The following is a 16221-nucleotide window of genomic DNA, read 5'->3' as shown; positions in this document are numbered from 1 at the left end:
CTCCGGGAGCCGACCGAGGGTTCGGCTACCGGTTAGGGGGTAATGTCCGGCAGCATTGGAGACACCATGGAAGTCCTCGTCGCTGTCATCGCCTTCGCCGGTGCATTGCTCGCCGTCATCGCCACCGGTGCTCTCATCAGCCGCCTTCGCAGTGAGCCCAAGGGCTGGCTGATCGCCTGGAGCATCACGACGGCGTCTCTCTCCGTCTCACTCGGAGTAATCGCCGTCGGCTACCTAACCGGGTTCGGGGCAGGAACATTTCGTGTTTATCAACTGACTGGATCCATGCTGGCGCCATTGTGGCTGGCTGTCGGAGTCATCCAGTTGCTGGCCCGTAAGGGCGCGGCCAGGTTCGCCTCATGGCTCCTGGGGATCGCACTCACTGTGATCGCGACGGTGATCCTGGCGGTCGACCCGGTCCTGCAGGACAAGGACTTCGCCAAGGTCCTCCCGCTGGGTAGCCGCCACTGGGACGTGCCGTCGGAATACCTGCTGCTTGTCGTCCACGTGATCGTCACGATCGTGCTGCTGGCCGGACTGCTGCTCGCGGTCGTGCGCTGGCGCGGCGGCGACGACTACGACGCCGACAACATGCACGCGCTCCTGGTGCTCGGCCCCACCGGTCTCGCCCTGGTGGGAGCCGTCAGCTTCGCGGTGCCCGGAATGTTCACCGCGCTGCTGCTCTTCGTCACCGCCGCCGCCGTCTGGTACGCCATGCTCCGCCCGCTCGCGCCCTACGAGGACGACGAGGAGAAGGCTGCGGACGACGACTGGGAGAACCGCCTCCCGACACTCCGGCCCCCCGAGTACCAGCCCCGCGACGTGCAGGTCGCCGGACACAGGATGTCCCAGGAGGCCCCCGGCGGCCGAGCCCTGGCCGAGGAGCCTCCCCGCCGCTCCGGGCTCGGCGACCTCGTCGCCGAGTACCGCGCGGGCGACCAGGACGTCGACTACGCGGCGCGCATGGGGCAGCAGCCCTTCCAGCACGACGACAGGTTCGGCGGACCCGCCACCGGGATGTTCATGGCGGGTGAGTACGGCATGCCGGCCCCCGGCCAGCCGTCCGGTGCCGACCCCGGCAGACGGGGCGGTGCTCCCGGGGGGCAGCCTCCGGTCACCGGTCAGTTCGGCATGTCGCCCTCAGGCCCGGCGACCGGCGAGTACGACATCCCGGCCCACGAGTTCGGAAGGCACGGGGCTTCCGGTTCCGGCAGGCAGTCCGGCCCGGTCACCGGTGAGTTCGGCCACCCCGTGGGGCCGGTCACCGGTGAGTTCGGCCACCCCGTGGGGCCGGTCACCGGTGAGTTCGGCCACCCGGGCAGCCTCCAGCCCATGCCCGCCGAGCAGGCTTTCGGCGGCGCGCCCTCCCCGGGCCAGGGGCAGTGGCAAGGCCAGAGCCAGGGGAGAGGGGGTGTCCGAGGCTACGACCAGGCGGGCCCCTTCGGCTATGACCAGGCCTTCGGCGCAGCCCCCCGGGCCGGTGCCATGTATCCGGGCGGCCCGGGCAACCTGGGCGGCCTGGGCAACCCGGGTGGTCCGGGCAACCTGGGCGGCCTGGGCAACCCGGGTGACCTGCCGGGCGGTCCGGGCAACCTGGGTGACCTGCCGGGCGGCTCCGGCCGCCCCTCACCGAGCATCTTCGGCATGCTGACCGTCTTCACACTCCTCGACGGCACCGGCGAGAGGTTCGACCGGCTCGCCGAGGAGACCGTCGAGGCGGTACGCCGATCCGAGCCGGACACGCTCATCTACGCCTGCCACTCGGTGAAGTCGGCGCCGCTCCAGCGCATCGTCTACGAGATCTACCGTGACGAGGTCGCCTACACCGACCATCAGCGCCAGTCGCATACGGAGCGCTTCGTCACCGAGCGCCAGCCGATGGTGCTCGTCACCAACGTCATCGAGCTCACCATGAACGCCGCGAAGGTGATGCCGCTCCCGACGGCCTTCAGGCCGTGAACGCGGCGCGCGGGCGGTGGTCGTCCGCGCGCCGGATCATGTGAAACGTCTCAGGCGCCGAGGGCGGCGCGGAGGCGGTGCTCGTCGACACGCCAGAAGTCGTGCTGCACGCCGTCGACGAAGGTGACCGGGATCATCTCCCAGTAGCGGGCCTGGTCCTCTTCGGAGGCCGTGATATCGCGTTCCTCCCACGGGACGCCGAGCTCGGCGGTGACCCGTTCGATCACCGCCCGTGCGTCGTCGCACAGGTGACAACCGGGCTTGCCGAGCAGGGTGACGCGATGGTCTCGGGGTGACATGACCGCCACGGTAGCCGAGTCACGGCGCCGTGCGGGCCTGCGTCGCGAGCGGATGGGACCCGGTGACGGTCGTGCGGAGACCTGCCGGATGCCCAGGTCAGGGCCCTGATGAGGGGGGTGTGCCACGAACCGGTGGGGGGTTTGGTCAAGATTGTGAACACTCACTTTGTGCACCGGTTCACAAAAGGACTAACCTGAATGACAGTGGCCTCACCTCGTCATCCGTCGCGTCCGGGCCGCGCCGGTCGCCTGTCCCCCTGGAGCTCCGGCACGTGATCCGCCGTATGTCCCAAGCCCGCGAACGCGGCATACCCGAGGCGACCGTCGCCCGGCTGCCGCTCTATCTGCGTGCGCTGAACGGCATGGCCGAGCGTGGCCTGGCGACCGTGAGCTCGGAGGACCTGGCCGCCGCGGCCGGCGTCAACTCCGCCAAGCTCCGCAAGGACCTCTCCCACCTCGGGTCGTACGGCACCCGCGGGGTCGGCTACGACGTCGAATATCTGATCTATCAGATCTCCCGCGAGCTGGGCCTCACCCAGGACTGGGCCGTTGCCATCGTCGGAGTGGGTAACCTCGGTCGTGCGCTCGCCAACTACGGCGGGTTCGTCTCCCGGGGATTCAGGGTCGCGGCGCTGCTCGACGCGGACCCCGAAGTGGTGGGCGACCACATCGCGGGATTGAATGTGGAGCACATCGACGAGTTGGAAGCCGTGATAAGGCGGCGAGGAGTGTCGATCGTGGTGCTTGCGACACCGGCCGTGGCGGCCCAGCAGGTGGCCGACCGGGTCGTTGCCGTGGGGGTCACCAGCATCCTGAACTTTGCCCCCGTTGTACTTTCTGTTCCAGAAGGTGTCGACATCCGTAAAGTCGACCTATCGATTGAACTACAGATCCTTGCGTTCCACGAGCAACGCAAGACGGATCGGATGACTGGGGGGCCCGCGATGGCCGAGGAGTGGCCCGAGGCGGTGGACCTGTGAAGAAGCACCGCGTACGAGCCGACGGGCACGCACTCTTCCGGCTTTCCCGGGCGACCAAGACGAGCATGATCACTATGACACGTATGACGAACGCGGAGACGACGAGGGCGGACCGTGCCTTCTCGGGAAAGGCGGTGGAGGGCCGATGAGCGTTCTCGTCGTCGGCCTGAGCCACCGCACGGCCCCGGTGGCCCTGCTGGAACGGGTCTCCGTCTCCGGTGACTCGCTGGTGAAGCTGCTCCAGGACGTTCAGCGGGACGTCCACGTCACCGAGGCCATGGTCGTCTCGACCTGCAACCGGGTCGAGGTCTACGTCGAGGTCGACCGGTTCCACGCCGCGGTGACGTCGATCTCCTGGCTGCTCAGCACCCATTCCGGCGTCCCGATGGACGAGCTGGCCGCCCATCTCTACGTGCACTACGAGGACCGCGCGATCGAGCACCTGTTCTCGGTCGGCTCGGGCCTCGACTCGATGGTCCTGGGCGAGGGGCAGATCCTCGGTCAGGTGCGTTCGGCGCTCAGGCTCGCCCAGGAGGAGGGCACGCTCGGCCCGACGCTCAACGAGCTCGTCCAGCAGTCACTGCGGGTGGGCAAGCGCTCCCACACCGAGACCGGCATCGACCGGGCCGGCGCCTCCCTCGTCGGGGTCGGGCTCACGCTCGCCGAGCGAGTCCTCGGCCCTCTCGCCGAGAAGCGGGCCCTGGTGGTCGGCGCGGGCTCGATGAGCGCGCTGTCGGCCGCGACCCTGCAGCGGGCGGGCCTCACCGACATCGTGGTGGTCAACCGGACCCACGACCGTGCGGTGCGGCTGGCGCAGACGGTCGGCGGCCGGGCCGCCGAGTTCGGCGACCTGGAGAGGGAGATGGCAGGGGTCGACCTGGTCATCTCCTGCACCGGCGCCGCCGACGTGGTCATCACGGCCGACATGGTGACCCCCCACCAGATGTTCATACTGGACCTGGCCCTGCCGCACGACGTCGACCTCGCCGTACGGCGGCTGCCCGGTGTGACGCTGGTCGACCTGGAGTCCATGCAGGAGAGCGGGGCCGACGCCGGCACCGACGACGGTGGTCGAGCCGAGGCGGTCACCGCCGTGCGCGACATCGTCGCCGAGGAGGTCGCCGCCTACCTGTCGGCCGAACGCGCCGCGCGCGTCACGCCGACGGTGGTGGCGTTGCGGAGCAAGGCGGCGCAGGTGGTCGAGACGGAGCTTGAGCGGTTCGCCGCCCGGGTTCCCGAACTCGACGGACGCATCAGGGCCGAGGTCACCCAGACGCTCAGGCGCGTGGTCGACAAGCTGCTCCACGAGCCCACCGTGCGTGTCAAGCAGCTGGCGGAGTCTCCGGCGGGCGATCATTATGCGGAAGCACTCCGCGAGCTGTTCAATCTTGACCCGAAGGTGCCCGAAGCGGTGCGGCGCATCGAGACGATCGACGTCGAGCCGGGTAAGAACACCGAGCCGAGCAAGAAGGAGGCAGGCTTGTGAGCAGCGTTTCTCCTCCGCTCCGGCTGGGAACGAGGCGGAGCGTCATGGCGACCACGCAGTCGGGCCTGGTCGCCACCCGCCTCACCGAGTTGACCGGGAGGGCCGTCGAGCTCGTCGGCGTCGTCACCCTGGGCGACGTGACCAAGGGCGATCTCACGCAGCTCGGCGGCACGGGCGTCTTCGTCAGCGCGCTGCGTGACAAGCTGATCGAAGGCGAGATCGACTTCGCGGTTCACTCGCTGAAGGACCTGCCCACCACACCCGACCCGCGGGTGGTCATCGCGGCGATCCCGCCGCGTGACGACCCCAGGGACGCCCTGGTGAGCGTCACCAAGCTGGCCGACCTGCCATCCGGTGCGAAGATCGGCACGGGCTCCCCGCGCCGGATCGCCCAGCTTAGGATGATCCGTCCGGACCTCGACTATGTTCCCATCCGAGGCAACGCCGAGACCCGGATCGCCAAGGTGACCTCGGGCGAGCTACAGGGGGTCGTGCTCGCCGCCGCCGGGCTCGGCAGGCTGGGCCGCGAGGCCGAGATCTCCCAGATCTTCGAGGTCGAGGAGATGCTGCCCGCTCCCGGGCAGGGAGCACTGGCCGTGGAGTGCCGCTCCGACAGGGCGGATATGGTCGAGTTGCTGAGCGTGCTCGACGATGCGCGCACTCGCGCCGAGGTCACCGCCGAGCGCGCGGTGCTCAATACCCTGGAGGCCGGGTGTGCCGCCCCGCTGGGCACGTACGCGGCCGAGCACGGGCACGATCTGATTTTGACCGCCGCCGCCGTCGCCGTCGACGGCAGGCGGGCGGTGCGCAAGTCCGCCGTCGGCAGCTCTTCTGCGCCCATGGATCTCGGCCGCGACCTCGCGGCCGAGATGATCGCCGAAGGGGCCGGCACGTTGATAGGGGAGCAAGCACATTGAGCTCCGGAAGTACCACCTTCGAGCGTCCGTCCGGGTTCGTCGCCTTTGTCGGCGCGGGTCCCGGCGATGAGGGGTTGCTCACGCTACGCGGTGCCGATCTGCTCTCCAGAGCGGACATCGTCATCCTCGACCAGGAGGCGTACGGCTCATTGCTACGCCACTGTCGTGAGGGCGTCGAGATCATCGGTGTGGCAGAGGAGGGCGCCGTCTCGCTGAAGGCCGTCAAGGCAGCCAAGGGTGGCAGCTGTGTCGTGCGGTTGTGCGCGGGCGACCCCATGTTCTTCTCCTCGATCACCGCTGAGGTGGCGGCCTGTGCCAAGGCGGAGGTGGACTTCGAGATCGTGCCCGGCGTGCCCCCGGCCACGGCGGTGCTCACTTATGCCGGGATACCGGCCGCGGTATCGGTGCCCGAGTTCCGGGTCGTGGACGCGACCCAGATCAACGACTGGTCCGGGTACGCCGCGGGAGCGGGCACCCTGGTGATCTACAACGGCGTCGCCGAGGCCGTCTCGATCGGCAAGGCGTTGATCGCGGCGGGCCGTCCGGACTCGACGCCGGTGGCGATCAGCAGCGCGGGCACCACTACCGAGCAGCACACCGTGGTGACCACGCTGGGCCGGATCGCGCCCGATCTCAAGCACGCCGGGATGGTCGAGCCCGCGCTGATCGTGGTCGGCGAGGCCGTCGGCATGCGCGACCGGCTGTCGTGGTTCGAGACCAAGCCGCTGTTCGGCTGGCGGGTGCTCGTGCCCAGGACCAAGGAGCAGTCGGCCGCTCTGGTCGATCAGTTGCGTTCGTACGGCGCGGTGCCCGAGGAGGTCCCCACGATCTCCGTCGAGCCGCCGCGCACCCCGCAGCAGATGGATCGGGCAATCAAGGGCCTGGTCACGGGGCGCTACGAGTGGGTGGCTTTCACCAGCGCGAACGCGGTCAAGGCGGTGCGCGAGAAGTTCGAGGAGTATGGCCTGGACGCCCGCGCGTTCGCCGGGCTCAAGGTCGCGGCCGTGGGCGAGAGCACCGCGCGGGCACTGGTGGAGTTCGGCGTCAGGCCCGACCTGATGCCGTCCGGCGAGCAGTCGTCGGAGGGGCTGCTGGTCGAGTGGCCCCCGTACGACTCGATGCTCGACCCGATCAACCGGGTGCTGCTGCCGCGTGCCGACATCGCGACCGAGACGCTGGTGGCCGGACTGATCGAGCTCGGCTGGGAGTGCGACGACGTGACGGCCTACCGGACCGTCCGCGCCGCGCCGCCGCCCGCCCCCACCCGCGAGGCCATCAAGGGCGGCGGGTTCGACGCGGTGCTGTTCACCTCGTCGAGCACCGTCCGCAACCTGGTCGGCATCGCGGGCAAGCCGCACAACGTCACGGTCATCGCCGTGATCGGTCCGCAGACCGCGAAGACGGCGGAGGAATTCGGGCTCAGGGTCGACGTCATGGCCGACAAACCCTCGACTTCCGCCCTCGCGGCGGCGCTGGCGGAGTACGGTGCCAAGCAGCGGCAGGCCGCGGTCATGGCGGGGGACGTCCCCCGCAGGCCCTCGCAGACCCGAAGAGGGGCCCGGCGCCGCGCAAAGTAACCTTGAATACGGCGGCTGCCCGCGCGAAAAGGGCGGGCAGACCGTGTTCGACGGTCTCGCGCGAGCGCGCCGGGCCGTGACCGGCGGCGCCCCGGCAGGCGGCGGGCCGGAACACACATCGAGCTCCTCCGGCCCGCAGTCCCCGACCGGCCGGGGGGAGGGGGAGACATGACGGCCCAGTTCCCTGTCGCACGCCCGCGAAGGCTCCGCCGCACGGCACCGATGCGCCGGATGGTGGCCGGTACCCGGCTGCACCCGGCGGAACTGGTGCTGCCGATGTTCGTGAAGGAGGACATCGACCAGCCGAACCCGATCGGCTCGATGCCGGGGGTGTTTCAGCACACCCGTGACTCGCTGCGCAAGGCCGCCCACGAGGCGGCCGAGGCAGGGGTGGGCGGGCTGATCCTGTTCGGCATCCCCGCGGTGAAGGACGGCCGGGGGTCGGCGGCCGACGACCCGGAGGGGATCGTCCAGCGAGCCGTCGCCGATCTGGTCGCAGACGTGGGCGACACGCTGGTCGTGATGACCGACACCTGCCTGGACGAGTTCACCGACCACGGGCACTGCGGCATCCTGACCGGGGAGGGGGAGGTCGACAACGACGCCACCCTGGAGCGCTACGCGGCCGCGGCGGTGGCCCAGGCACGGGCCGGATCGCAGGTGATCGCACCGAGCGGCATGATGGACGGCCAGGTCGCGGCGATCAGGGCCGCGCTGGACGGCGACGGCTTCGAGCAGGTCCCGATCCTCGCGTACTCGGCCAAGTACGCCTCGGCGTTCTACGGCCCGTTCCGCGAGGCGGCCGAGTGCGCTCCGCGGTTCGGCGACCGCAACGCCTACCAGCAGGACGCGGCGGGACCGGTCGGGGAGGCGTTGCGCGAGGTGCGCCTGGATCTCGACGAGGGCGCCGACGCCGTCATGGTCAAGCCCGCCCTGGCCTATCTCGACATCCTGCGCCAGGTGCGCGACGCTGTGGACGTGCCGGTGGCGGCGTACCAGGTCAGCGGCGAGTACGCCATGGTCGAGGCCGCCGCCGCGAACGGCTGGATCGACCGGGATCGGACGATCATGGAGTCGCTGGTCGCGATCCGCAGGGCGGGGGCCGACATGATCCTCACTTACTGGGCGACCGAGGTCGCCGCGAAGCTGAGATGAGATCGACGGCACGTACCGAGAACTGGAGGTTCGTCACTTGGCGGGGATACGTGTGCGTTAGAGTGCGATAACCGGTGCGGATGTGTCCCAGGTGGCGTAGACCCTGGGGGGTTTGACGTTCCCACTGACCAGAGTGTGGACAGGTCGTCGCATCCGGGTGGTACGCGGGATGCGCGGACGACGGAGGACACAATGGTCGGGGTACCGATGGTTCGTCGAAACAGGCGACATGGCCATCCGAAGCAGATGATCAGTTCTGTGCTGGAGTACGCCGCGCTGGGCTGGGCGAGTTGTCCCGGCGCGCGGCCACTGAAAGGCGGTTCGCGCTCCTGCTCCTGCGACCGCGTCGGCTGTCCCGACCCGGGATCCCACCCGCTCTCGCCTGCCTGGCAGATGCAGGCCACCACCGACCCCACCCTCCTCACCAACTGGTGGCGGTACGAACCCGAGGCGAATGTGATCCTCCCCACGGGGCGGGTGTTCGACGTGTTCGACGTACCGCTCGCCGCGGGGCACACCGCCCTCGCGAACATGGACTCCACCGGAGCCGCCTCGGGCCCGGTCGCCGTAAACGGCGACCGGGCCCTGTTCTATGTGGCCACCCGCAACGCCTCCGACGACGAGGACGAGTGGTGGTCCTGCGCCCTGGACTTCGGCCCGTCCACCATCGACGAGATGCCCGGCCTGCGCTGGCACTGCCGCGACAGCTACGTTCTCGCCCCGCCCTCGCTCCTGCCCAGCGGCGGGCACAGCTCGTGGCTGCGCCCGCCGGACGGCCGCCCGCTGCCGGACCCGCTCCGCGTCCTCGACCAGCTCGCCGACACCTGCGACTGAGTCGCGCCCCGCGTCCGGGACGCCTGGTAAAGGCTCGTGGTCACCGCCCTAGGGGGAGCCGCCCAGGCCGGCCTCGCGGGCGCGGACGATCGCCTGGGCGCGGTCGGCCACCTGGAGCTTCATGAAGATGTTGGAGACGTGGTTGCGCACGGTCTTGCCGGACAGGAAGAGGATCCCGGCGATCTCGTTGTTGCCCTTGCCCTGGGCGACCAGCCCGAGCACCTCCCGCTCCCGCTCGGTGAGCTCGGGGAAGACGCTGCGTGACGGATCGGGTATGCCGGTGAAGTAGGCCAGGACGCGGCGGGCGATCTCGGGACCGTAGATGGCCTCGCCCGCGGCGACGGCGTGCACGGCGCGGCCGATCTCCTCGGCACCGGCCTCCTTGAGCAGGTAACCGCGCGCTCCGGCGCGCATGGCGGCGAAGACCGAGTCGTCGTCACGGAACATGGTCAGCACCAGCACCCCGATCCGAGGGCTGGTCCTGATGATCGTCCTGGTCGCCTCGATGCCGTTGCCGCCTGGCATCTGCAGGTCCATCACGACCACGTCGGGCTGGAGTTCGGCGGCCAGCGCCACGGCCTCCTGACCGTTGGAGGCCTCCCCGACGACCTCGATGTCCATGACCGAGAGCAGGCCGCGGAGACCCTGCCGGAAGACCGGGTGGTCGTCCACGATCAGTACGGTGATCATTCGGTCTCCTCCGCCGGCAACCTGGCGATTACCTCCGTGCCGCCGCCCGGCCGAGGGCCGATCACACATGAGCCTCCCACCTCGGCCGCCCGCTCGCGCATCGAGGTCAGCCCGACGCCCGCGACCGGATTCTCGGGCAGGCCGACCCCGTCGTCGGCGACCTCCACGCGCAGCTCGCCAGGCAGGCGGCGCAGCCGGATGAGGACGGTGGCCGCGCCGGCGTGGCGGCGGGTGTTGGTGAGCGCCTCCTGGGCGATGCGGTAGGCGGCGACCTCGACGGCCGCGGGCAGGTCGTCCAGCGGGCCGTCCACGGTCACCGCGGTCTCCCCGGCCGCCACCCGCAGCGCGCCCTCCAGGCCCAGGTCGTCCAGTGCGGGCGGGCGCAGGCCGTACACCAGCTCGCGGACCGACGCGATCGTCGCGATCATCTCCTCGCGGACACGGACCAGCAGCTTCTCGACGGCCCGCGGGTCGGTGTCGAGCCTTCTCCGTGCCTCGTCGAGGGCGAAGGTGACACTGGTCAGTGCCGGGCCGAGCCCGTCGTGCAGCTCCCTGCCCAGCCTGCGGCGTTCCTCGTCGCGGGTGGACCGGATGCGTTCCCGGGAGCGGTGCAGGTCGGCGGTGAGCCGTACGGCGTGTGCCAGCTCGGCGAGGTGCCTGGCGAGGACCTCCATCGGCTCGCGGCCCGGCCGGGCCCCCGCCACCAGCAGGGTTCCGACCCGCTCCGCGTGCCAGAACAGCGGCACCTCCTGCGCCCCGGGCCGAAGCTCCCCGTCGGTGAACACGCGCGTCGCCCCGCCCCGTCCCGTGCGGACCTCGACGCCGACCCCGCCGGCTCCCAGCGCCCCGCGGATCGCGACCACGGCCTCGCTGAGGGCCGCCGCCGGATCCTGCGCCCCCTGCCCGGTACGGCCGAGCAGGCCGACGACCCGGTAGGGGTCACGTTCGACGGCGAAGACCCGGTCCACCAACCGCTGCAGGCGTAGCCGCGCCGGGTGGAAGACCCCGCCCACGGCCAGCGCCGAGATCAGCCCGATGCCCTGGCCCAGGTCGCTGGCCAGGGCGCCGGCCAGCCAGATCAGCCCGAAGTAGACACCTCCGGTGACCGCGACGAGGGAGCCGTAGACCAGCGCCCGGTTGAGCACGACGTCGATGCCGTAGAGGCGGTAGCGCAGCACCGCCGCGATGATCGACAGGGGCACTCCGGCCATGAAGAGGGTCTCCGTGGCCATCAGCAACCAGGAGCCGGTCGCCACCCGGAGGATCCAGGAGGCCAGGAGCACCACCAGCGCGCCGACGTACCAGGCGACCTGGCGCCGGAGCTCGGTGTCGCCCGCCCGGTAGCGGAAGACCAGTGAGAGCACGCCGAGCGCGGTGAGCGCCATCATCGGGGCGCCGATGTACGACTCCACGGCCGGTGAGATCTCACGCAGCGCCTCGACGCCGAAGGGGTTCGCGACCGGGAGCTGGCTCTCGAACTCGGGATCCGGGGCCAGTCCCAGGAACAGCGAGTGCCCGACCATGAGGACCAGGTTGGCGTACAGGATCGGCCGCCAGCGCCGGGAGGGCAGCCGGCCGTCGGGGAAGAGCAGCGGCAGCAGCGAGATGAACACCGGAACGTGCCACAGCCACAGCCAGAGCGCCAGCCACGCCAGGTAAGGGGTGATCCCTCCGGGGTCGGTGAGGTAGAACCAGTGGGCGGCGCTGTAGATCAGGTAGTAGAGGCCGCCGACCACTCCGCTGGCCCAGAGCAGCCAGGGGACGAGCAGCCGGGGCCGGCGCGTGATGAGGAACGCGCCGGCGGCCGGGAACAGGACGACCGTCGGATCCAGGGTGATGAAGCGGTCATTCCAGGTCGAGGCGCTCAGTTCGGCCAGCCAGATCGCCAGGAGGTTGCAGATCGGCGCCAGCACCGCACCGGTCCAGACGAGAACGGCCAACGCCCTTCGCCGCCGATCCTCCGCAGGGCCTCCGGTCACGGACGAGGTCGTGGAGTCCTCGTCCATGCAGGTGGGCACGGCGCTTGCGGTCGCGGGGGAGGTCATGCCGGCTCCGTTGTCCGTGGGTGAGGTCATGGAGTTTTCGTCCGTGGAGGAGGGCGGACCGACTCCGTTTCCGGAGGAGATAGCGGTGCTTCTGCTCGCGGGGGAGGTCGTGCCGGGTCTGTTCCGAGGGGCAGCCGGGCGACGACCTCGGTGCCGCCGCCCGGACGCGGCCCGATCGTGCACGAGCCACCCGTCTCCGCCGCCCGCTCACGCATGGAGAGCAGGCCCACACCGCCGCGGACCTTTTCCGGCAGGCCGATCCCGTCGTCGGCGACCGAGAGCCGCAACTCGCCGCCCGCCGCCGCATCGTCTGCCATGCCGCCGGGCCCGCCGCCGGTGCCCGCGGGCTCGATGTGCTCGCCCTCGGCTCGTACCACCTCGGCTCGTACCACCTCGGCTCGTACGAGGGCGGTGGTGGCCTGGGCGTGGCGGCGGACGTTGGTGAGCGCCTCCTGGGCGATCCGGTAGGCCGCCACCTCCACGGCCGGGGGCACGTCGCCCAGCGGGCCGACCAGCGCGACGTCCACCCGGGGTCCCGGCGCGTCGGCCAGCGAGCGCAGCGAGCCGGCCAGGCCGAGGTTTTTCAGCGCGGGCGGGCGCAGGCCGTACACCAGGTCCCTGACGTCGACGATCGCGGTGCCCATCTGGTCACGCACGCGGACCAGCAGCCCCTCCACGGCCTCGGGATCCCGCTCCAGCCGGAGCCTGGCCTCGTCCACGGTCATTGCCAGGCTGGCCAGCGTCGGCCCCAGCCCGTCGTGCAGGTCGCGGCGGAGCCTGCGCCGTTCCTCCTCCCGGGTGGTGAGGATGTGCTCTCTGGACCGCCGAAGGTCCGCGGTGAGCCGTACGGCGTGCGCCAGCTCGGCCAGGTGCCTGGCCAGCACGTTCAGCAGGTCCAAAGAGGTGGCGGGACCGCTGCTGAGCAGCCGTCCGACCGGTTCCCCATGCCAGACCAGTGGAGTCTCGACCGGCCGTTCCCCCAGCTCGCCGTCGACGACGGTCCCGCCGTGGACCTCGACGGCCACGCCGTCGGCGTGCAGCGCCTGGCGGACCAGCACTGCGGCGGTGGCCAGCCCCTCGGCGGGGTCGACGGCCTCCTGCAGGGTGCGGCTCAGCCGGTCGGCCACCCGGTAGGGGTCACGCTCGACCTGGAGCAGCCGGTCCACGGCACGCTGCAGGCGCAGCCGTGCCGGGCGGAAGACCGCGCCCACGATCAGTGCCGCGACGAGCCCGGCCACCGGGTCCTCCCCGCCGGACAGCGTGCCGGTCAGCCAGGTCAGCCCGGAGTAGATCCCACCGGTGACCAGCGCCAGCGCGCCGTAGACCAGGACACCGTTGAGCACGGCGTGGACGCCGGGTGACCGGGCCGCGGGCGGCTGTGCGGGGGGCGTCGTGACTGCCATGAGGGAAGGATCTCCCACACGATGTCCCGCTGTCCCGGGGCAGATGTCCCGTTCTGGAGTGAATTTTCTGGGCCTTACTGGTTCGAGGGTGTGTTTGGCGGGGAAGGGTCGGGCAGCCCGTCCCTCAGGGGGCGTGAACGCGCGGCCTGGAACCCGGAGAGGCCTTCCCTCGGGGGGAACGCCGCAGGCGGGGGCTCGCCCCGCGGTGACTACCCTTGTGGGCGTGAGCCGTACTGAGAACTCCGAGGACCTGTTCGCCCGCGCACGTGAGATCGTCCCGGGAGGTGTCAACTCCCCGGTCCGCGCCTTCGGAGCCGTCGGCGGCACGCCGCGCTTCATGGCCTCGGGGCAGGGGCCCTACATCACCGACGTGGACGGCAACCGCTACGTCGACCTGGTCTGCTCGTGGGGGCCGATGATCCTCGGCCACCGGCACCCGGCCGTGATCGAGGCTCTGCAGGAGGCGCTGCGCGACGGCACCTCGTTCGGTACGGCGACAGCCGGCGAGGTCGAGCTCGCCGAGGAGATCGTCGACAGGGTCGACCCGGTGGAGAAGATCCGCCTGGTCAGCTCCGGTACCGAGGCCACCATGTCCGCCGTGCGGCTGGCACGCGGCTTCACCGGCCGGTCCAAGATCATCAAGTTCGCCGGTTGTTACCACGGCCATGTCGACGCCCTGCTCGCCTCGGCCGGTTCCGGGCTGGTGACCTTCGGCCTGCCCGACACCCCCGGCGTGACCGGCGCCTCGGCCGCCGACACCGTGGTGCTGCCCTACAACTCGATCGAGGCGGTCACCGAGGCGTTCCAGGCGTTCGGCGCCGAGGTCGCGTGCGTGATCACCGAGGCGTGCCCGGCCAACATGGGCGTCGTCCCGCCGCTGAACGGGTTCAACGCCAAGCTGCGGGAACTGTGCACCGCACACGGCGCCCTACTGATCATCGACGAGGTGCTCACCGGCTTCCGGGTGTCGGAGGCCGGCTGGTACGGGCTCGACCCGGTCGACGCCGACCTGATGACCTTCGGCAAGGTCATGGGCGGCGGCCTGCCCGCCGCCGCGTTCGGCGGTCGCGCCGACGTGATGGCCCACCTCGCCCCCGAGGGGCCGGTCTACCAGGCGGGCACCCTGTCCGGAAACCCGCTGGCCTGCGCCGCCGGCCTGGCCACCCTGCGCGCCTGCGACGAGGGGGTCTACGACCGGGTGGACGCCGCGGCCCTGGTCATCGGCCGCGCCGCCGCCGACGCGCTGGCCGCCGCCGGGGTGCCGCACCGCCTGCAGCGTGCCGGGAGCCTGTTCTCCATCTTCTTCACGGAAGAGCGGGTCGTCGACTTCGACACCGCCCAGCGGCAGAACACCGCCGCCTACCGGGCGTTCTTCCACTCGATGCTCGACCAGGGCGTCTACCTGCCGCCGTCGGCGTACGAGGCGTGGTTCCTGTCCGCCGCCCACGACGACGAGGCCCTCTCCCGCATCGCCGAAGCCCTTCCCGCCGCGGCCAAGGCCGCCGCCCAGGTTTCCGGTTAGCGGGGCGGTCTGTTCAGGTTCGCTCTGCCGGGTGTGTGTCCCGGGTGGCCGTTGTTCTGGATGGCCAGGGCTCCCTTGTTGGTCGGCTGCTCTGCCGGGTGTGTGTTCGCGCTCCGGTGGGCGGGTGCTCCGGGCGGCCGTCGTTGGTGGCGGGTCTGGGGGTTCAGGCCTCCGGCCTGGCGGGCGCGCTGGTTGCGGATTCTTATAAGCCGCCCGGAGCACCCGCCCACCTCCGCGCACCCCTTGCCTCGCCGTACGCCCTGCGGGCCGTAGTCGCTTTCCTACGGGCCGCCCATCGGGCTCTTTGACGCTGAAGCGATCCGTACGGGGGTCGTTCTGGTTCCAGCACCGTAGCTGAAGCACCGGTGCGGGAAGGAGCGCAGGGGGCTCACCGCAGTTCATCAGGTCCGTCGTGATTTTTGGCTCAAGGGCGGGGGTGATCGTCTGGTGGGGCACACCGCGACTCGGGCCACCACCGTGACCGGAGGGACCGTCACTGTGACCGGAGGGAGGGGTACGCCTCGGGAGAGGGGCTTCGGTCAGGTGGGTCAGGTGGGTCAGCTGAAGAGGGAGCTGGGTCCGTCAGGTCCGTTGGTTTCGGTGGTTGGGAGGTGGAACCAGACGGCGGTGCCTGCTTCGGGGTCGTGGTGGGTGCCCCAGGCGGTGGCCATGGCCTCGACCAGGAGCAGGCCGCGTCCGCCGTCGCTGTCGAGACCGGTCGCGCGGACGAAGGGGAGGCTGGTCGCCGAGCCGTCGTCGATCACCTCGGCGTGCACCATGCCGCCGCCCAGGCCCAGGCAGACCGTCAGCGATCCTCCGGCGGCGCGGCCGGAGTCGGAGTGGACGACGGAGTTCGTCACGACCTCGCTGAGCAGGAGCACCACGTCGTCGAGGGTGGTGTCGGCAACTCTGCCGGTGAGTAGGTCTCGTGCCCAGGCGCGGACCGTCGCGACCGAGCAGGCCAGGCCCGCGAACTCCGCGTGGCCCAGCGGGTGCAGCACGGCCCAGCGTCCCGCGGTCGCTCGCTGTCGTTCGTAGCGGCAGGCGGTCTGCCGGTGCGCGTTCATGCGATCGCCGCCGAGACGATGACGTCGGCGGCGTTGTCGGCCCCGGCCCAGACCCCTTCGCCCGGCCGCCACACCCTGGCCCACCAGGGCCGCCAGACGAACACCCAGCCGCAGGCGCGACGGATGACGGTGATCCGGACCCGGGTCTCACCCCCGGACATGATCTCCAGCACCGGCTGCCCCACCTGGGGCAACACCAGCGAGGTGCCCACCCCCAGGCCCCGCAGGTCCCAGCCCAGCCGCACCAGGTGAATTAACTGCTCTTGTGGATCACGTTCCTTCACAGC

The 16221-nt window shown here is 70.8% G+C and carries 14 protein-coding genes; 8 read left to right on the top strand and 6 right to left on the bottom strand.

Translation table 11 applies throughout. The annotated features are described in order from the left end of the window. Window positions 1–66: 66 nt before the first annotated feature. Complete coding sequence (locus OIE13_RS28515; protein WP_326828955.1) at window positions 67–1959, top strand: putative quinol monooxygenase; 1893 nt, start codon at window positions 67–69, stop codon at window positions 1957–1959. Between the two features lie 50 nt (window positions 1960–2009). Here the strand turns inward: OIE13_RS28515 and OIE13_RS28510 are convergent, their stop codons facing one another. Beyond that, window positions 2010–2258, bottom strand: a complete 249-nt coding sequence (locus OIE13_RS28510) for a glutaredoxin family protein (protein ID WP_326646790.1) — start codon at window positions 2256–2258, stop codon at window positions 2010–2012. Between the two features lie 284 nt (window positions 2259–2542). On the opposite strand from OIE13_RS28510, the gene OIE13_RS28505 reads away from it, so the two are divergent. The 6 genes from OIE13_RS28505 (at window position 2543) to OIE13_RS28480 (ending at window position 9207) form a co-directional block, all read left to right on the top strand. Further along, the gene (locus OIE13_RS28505) at window positions 2543–3238 is read left to right on the top strand and encodes a redox-sensing transcriptional repressor Rex (protein WP_326828954.1); all 696 of its coding nucleotides are present in this window, start codon (window positions 2543–2545) and stop codon (window positions 3236–3238) included. A 145-nt stretch (window positions 3239–3383) separates the two neighbouring features. Continuing rightward, complete coding sequence (locus OIE13_RS28500; protein ID WP_326646792.1) at window positions 3384–4724, top strand: glutamyl-tRNA reductase; 1341 nt, start codon at window positions 3384–3386, stop codon at window positions 4722–4724. Continuing rightward, the gene (hemC, locus tag OIE13_RS28495; RefSeq protein ID WP_326646793.1) at window positions 4721–5641 is read left to right on the top strand and encodes a hydroxymethylbilane synthase; all 921 of its coding nucleotides are present in this window, start codon (window positions 4721–4723) and stop codon (window positions 5639–5641) included. The genes OIE13_RS28500 and hemC overlap by 4 nt, the downstream gene beginning before the upstream one ends. Further along, entirely contained in the window at window positions 5638–7218 is a 1581-nt protein-coding gene (locus OIE13_RS28490; RefSeq protein ID WP_326646794.1) for a bifunctional uroporphyrinogen-III C-methyltransferase/uroporphyrinogen-III synthase, read from the top strand. Before hemC ends, OIE13_RS28490 begins: the two co-directional genes overlap by 4 nt. Before the next feature lie 168 nt (window positions 7219–7386). Then, window positions 7387–8373 (top strand): porphobilinogen synthase, encoded by a 987-nt coding sequence (gene hemB / locus OIE13_RS28485; RefSeq protein WP_326646796.1) that lies wholly within the window; start codon window positions 7387–7389, stop codon window positions 8371–8373. 192 nt (window positions 8374–8565) lie between these two features. Next, on the top strand, window positions 8566–9207 hold the full coding sequence (locus tag OIE13_RS28480; protein WP_326646797.1) for a bifunctional DNA primase/polymerase: 642 nt from the start codon (window positions 8566–8568) through the stop codon (window positions 9205–9207). A gap of 48 nt (window positions 9208–9255) precedes the next feature. On the opposite strand, the gene OIE13_RS28475 is transcribed toward OIE13_RS28480, so the two are convergent. Genes OIE13_RS28475 through OIE13_RS28465 form a run of 3 tightly spaced genes read right to left on the bottom strand, consistent with a single transcriptional unit; the run spans window position 9256 to window position 13345 of the window. Continuing rightward, on the bottom strand, window positions 9256–9897 hold the full coding sequence (locus tag OIE13_RS28475; RefSeq protein ID WP_326646798.1) for a response regulator transcription factor: 642 nt from the start codon (window positions 9895–9897) through the stop codon (window positions 9256–9258). Then, the gene (locus OIE13_RS28470) at window positions 9894–11942 is read right to left on the bottom strand and encodes a sensor histidine kinase (protein ID WP_326828953.1); all 2049 of its coding nucleotides are present in this window, start codon (window positions 11940–11942) and stop codon (window positions 9894–9896) included. Before OIE13_RS28470 ends, OIE13_RS28475 begins: the two co-directional genes overlap by 4 nt. A gap of 26 nt (window positions 11943–11968) precedes the next feature. Then, window positions 11969–13345, bottom strand: coding sequence for a sensor histidine kinase (locus OIE13_RS28465; RefSeq protein ID WP_326828952.1), 1377 nt, complete (start codon window positions 13343–13345; stop codon window positions 11969–11971). Window positions 13346–13568: 223 nt separating this feature from the next. On the opposite strand from OIE13_RS28465, the gene hemL reads away from it, so the two are divergent. Beyond that, window positions 13569–14867 carry a glutamate-1-semialdehyde 2,1-aminomutase gene (gene hemL / locus OIE13_RS28460; RefSeq protein WP_326646801.1) on the top strand — a complete coding sequence of 433 codons (1299 nt, stop codon included), beginning with the start codon at window positions 13569–13571 and terminating at the stop codon, window positions 14865–14867. 557 nt (window positions 14868–15424) lie between these two features. On the opposite strand, the gene OIE13_RS28455 is transcribed toward hemL, so the two are convergent. Then, window positions 15425–15934: an ATP-binding protein gene (locus tag OIE13_RS28455; protein WP_326646802.1), complete on the bottom strand. Its 510-nt coding sequence runs from the start codon at window positions 15932–15934 to the stop codon at window positions 15425–15427. Then, window positions 15931–16218, bottom strand: a complete 288-nt coding sequence (locus tag OIE13_RS28450) for a hypothetical protein (protein WP_326646803.1) — start codon at window positions 16216–16218, stop codon at window positions 15931–15933. The genes OIE13_RS28455 and OIE13_RS28450 overlap by 4 nt, the downstream gene beginning before the upstream one ends. Window positions 16219–16221 lie beyond the last annotated feature (3 nt).

Source organism: Streptosporangium sp. NBC_01810 (assembly GCF_035917355.1).
In the GTDB taxonomy this organism is placed as follows: domain Bacteria; phylum Actinomycetota; class Actinomycetes; order Streptosporangiales; family Streptosporangiaceae; genus Streptosporangium.
The sequence above is the reverse complement of the archived record's forward strand: the minus strand, read 5'-3'. Positions and strand labels throughout refer to the sequence as shown.

What these genes read in the sequence shown, in the direction of transcription:
- OIE13_RS28515 (WP_326828955.1), top strand. Translation starts at nt 67, where the DNA reads ATGGAAGTCCTCGTCGCTGTCATCGCCTTCGCCGGTGCATTGCTCGCC.
- OIE13_RS28510 (WP_326646790.1), bottom strand. Translation starts at nt 2,258, where the DNA reads ATGTCACCCCGAGACCATCGCGTCACCCTGCTCGGCAAGCCCGGTTGT.
- OIE13_RS28505 (WP_326828954.1), top strand. Translation starts at nt 2,543, where the DNA reads ATGTCCCAAGCCCGCGAACGCGGCATACCCGAGGCGACCGTCGCCCGG.
- OIE13_RS28500 (WP_326646792.1), top strand. Translation starts at nt 3,384, where the DNA reads ATGAGCGTTCTCGTCGTCGGCCTGAGCCACCGCACGGCCCCGGTGGCC.
- hemB (WP_326646796.1), top strand. Translation starts at nt 7,387, where the DNA reads ATGACGGCCCAGTTCCCTGTCGCACGCCCGCGAAGGCTCCGCCGCACG.
- OIE13_RS28480 (WP_326646797.1), top strand. Translation starts at nt 8,566, where the DNA reads ATGGTCGGGGTACCGATGGTTCGTCGAAACAGGCGACATGGCCATCCG.
- OIE13_RS28475 (WP_326646798.1), bottom strand. Translation starts at nt 9,897, where the DNA reads ATGATCACCGTACTGATCGTGGACGACCACCCGGTCTTCCGGCAGGGT.
- OIE13_RS28470 (WP_326828953.1), bottom strand. Translation starts at nt 11,942, where the DNA reads ATGACCTCCCCCGCGACCGCAAGCGCCGTGCCCACCTGCATGGACGAG.
- OIE13_RS28465 (WP_326828952.1), bottom strand. Translation starts at nt 13,345, where the DNA reads ATGGCAGTCACGACGCCCCCCGCACAGCCGCCCGCGGCCCGGTCACCC.
- OIE13_RS28455 (WP_326646802.1), bottom strand. Translation starts at nt 15,934, where the DNA reads ATGAACGCGCACCGGCAGACCGCCTGCCGCTACGAACGACAGCGAGCG.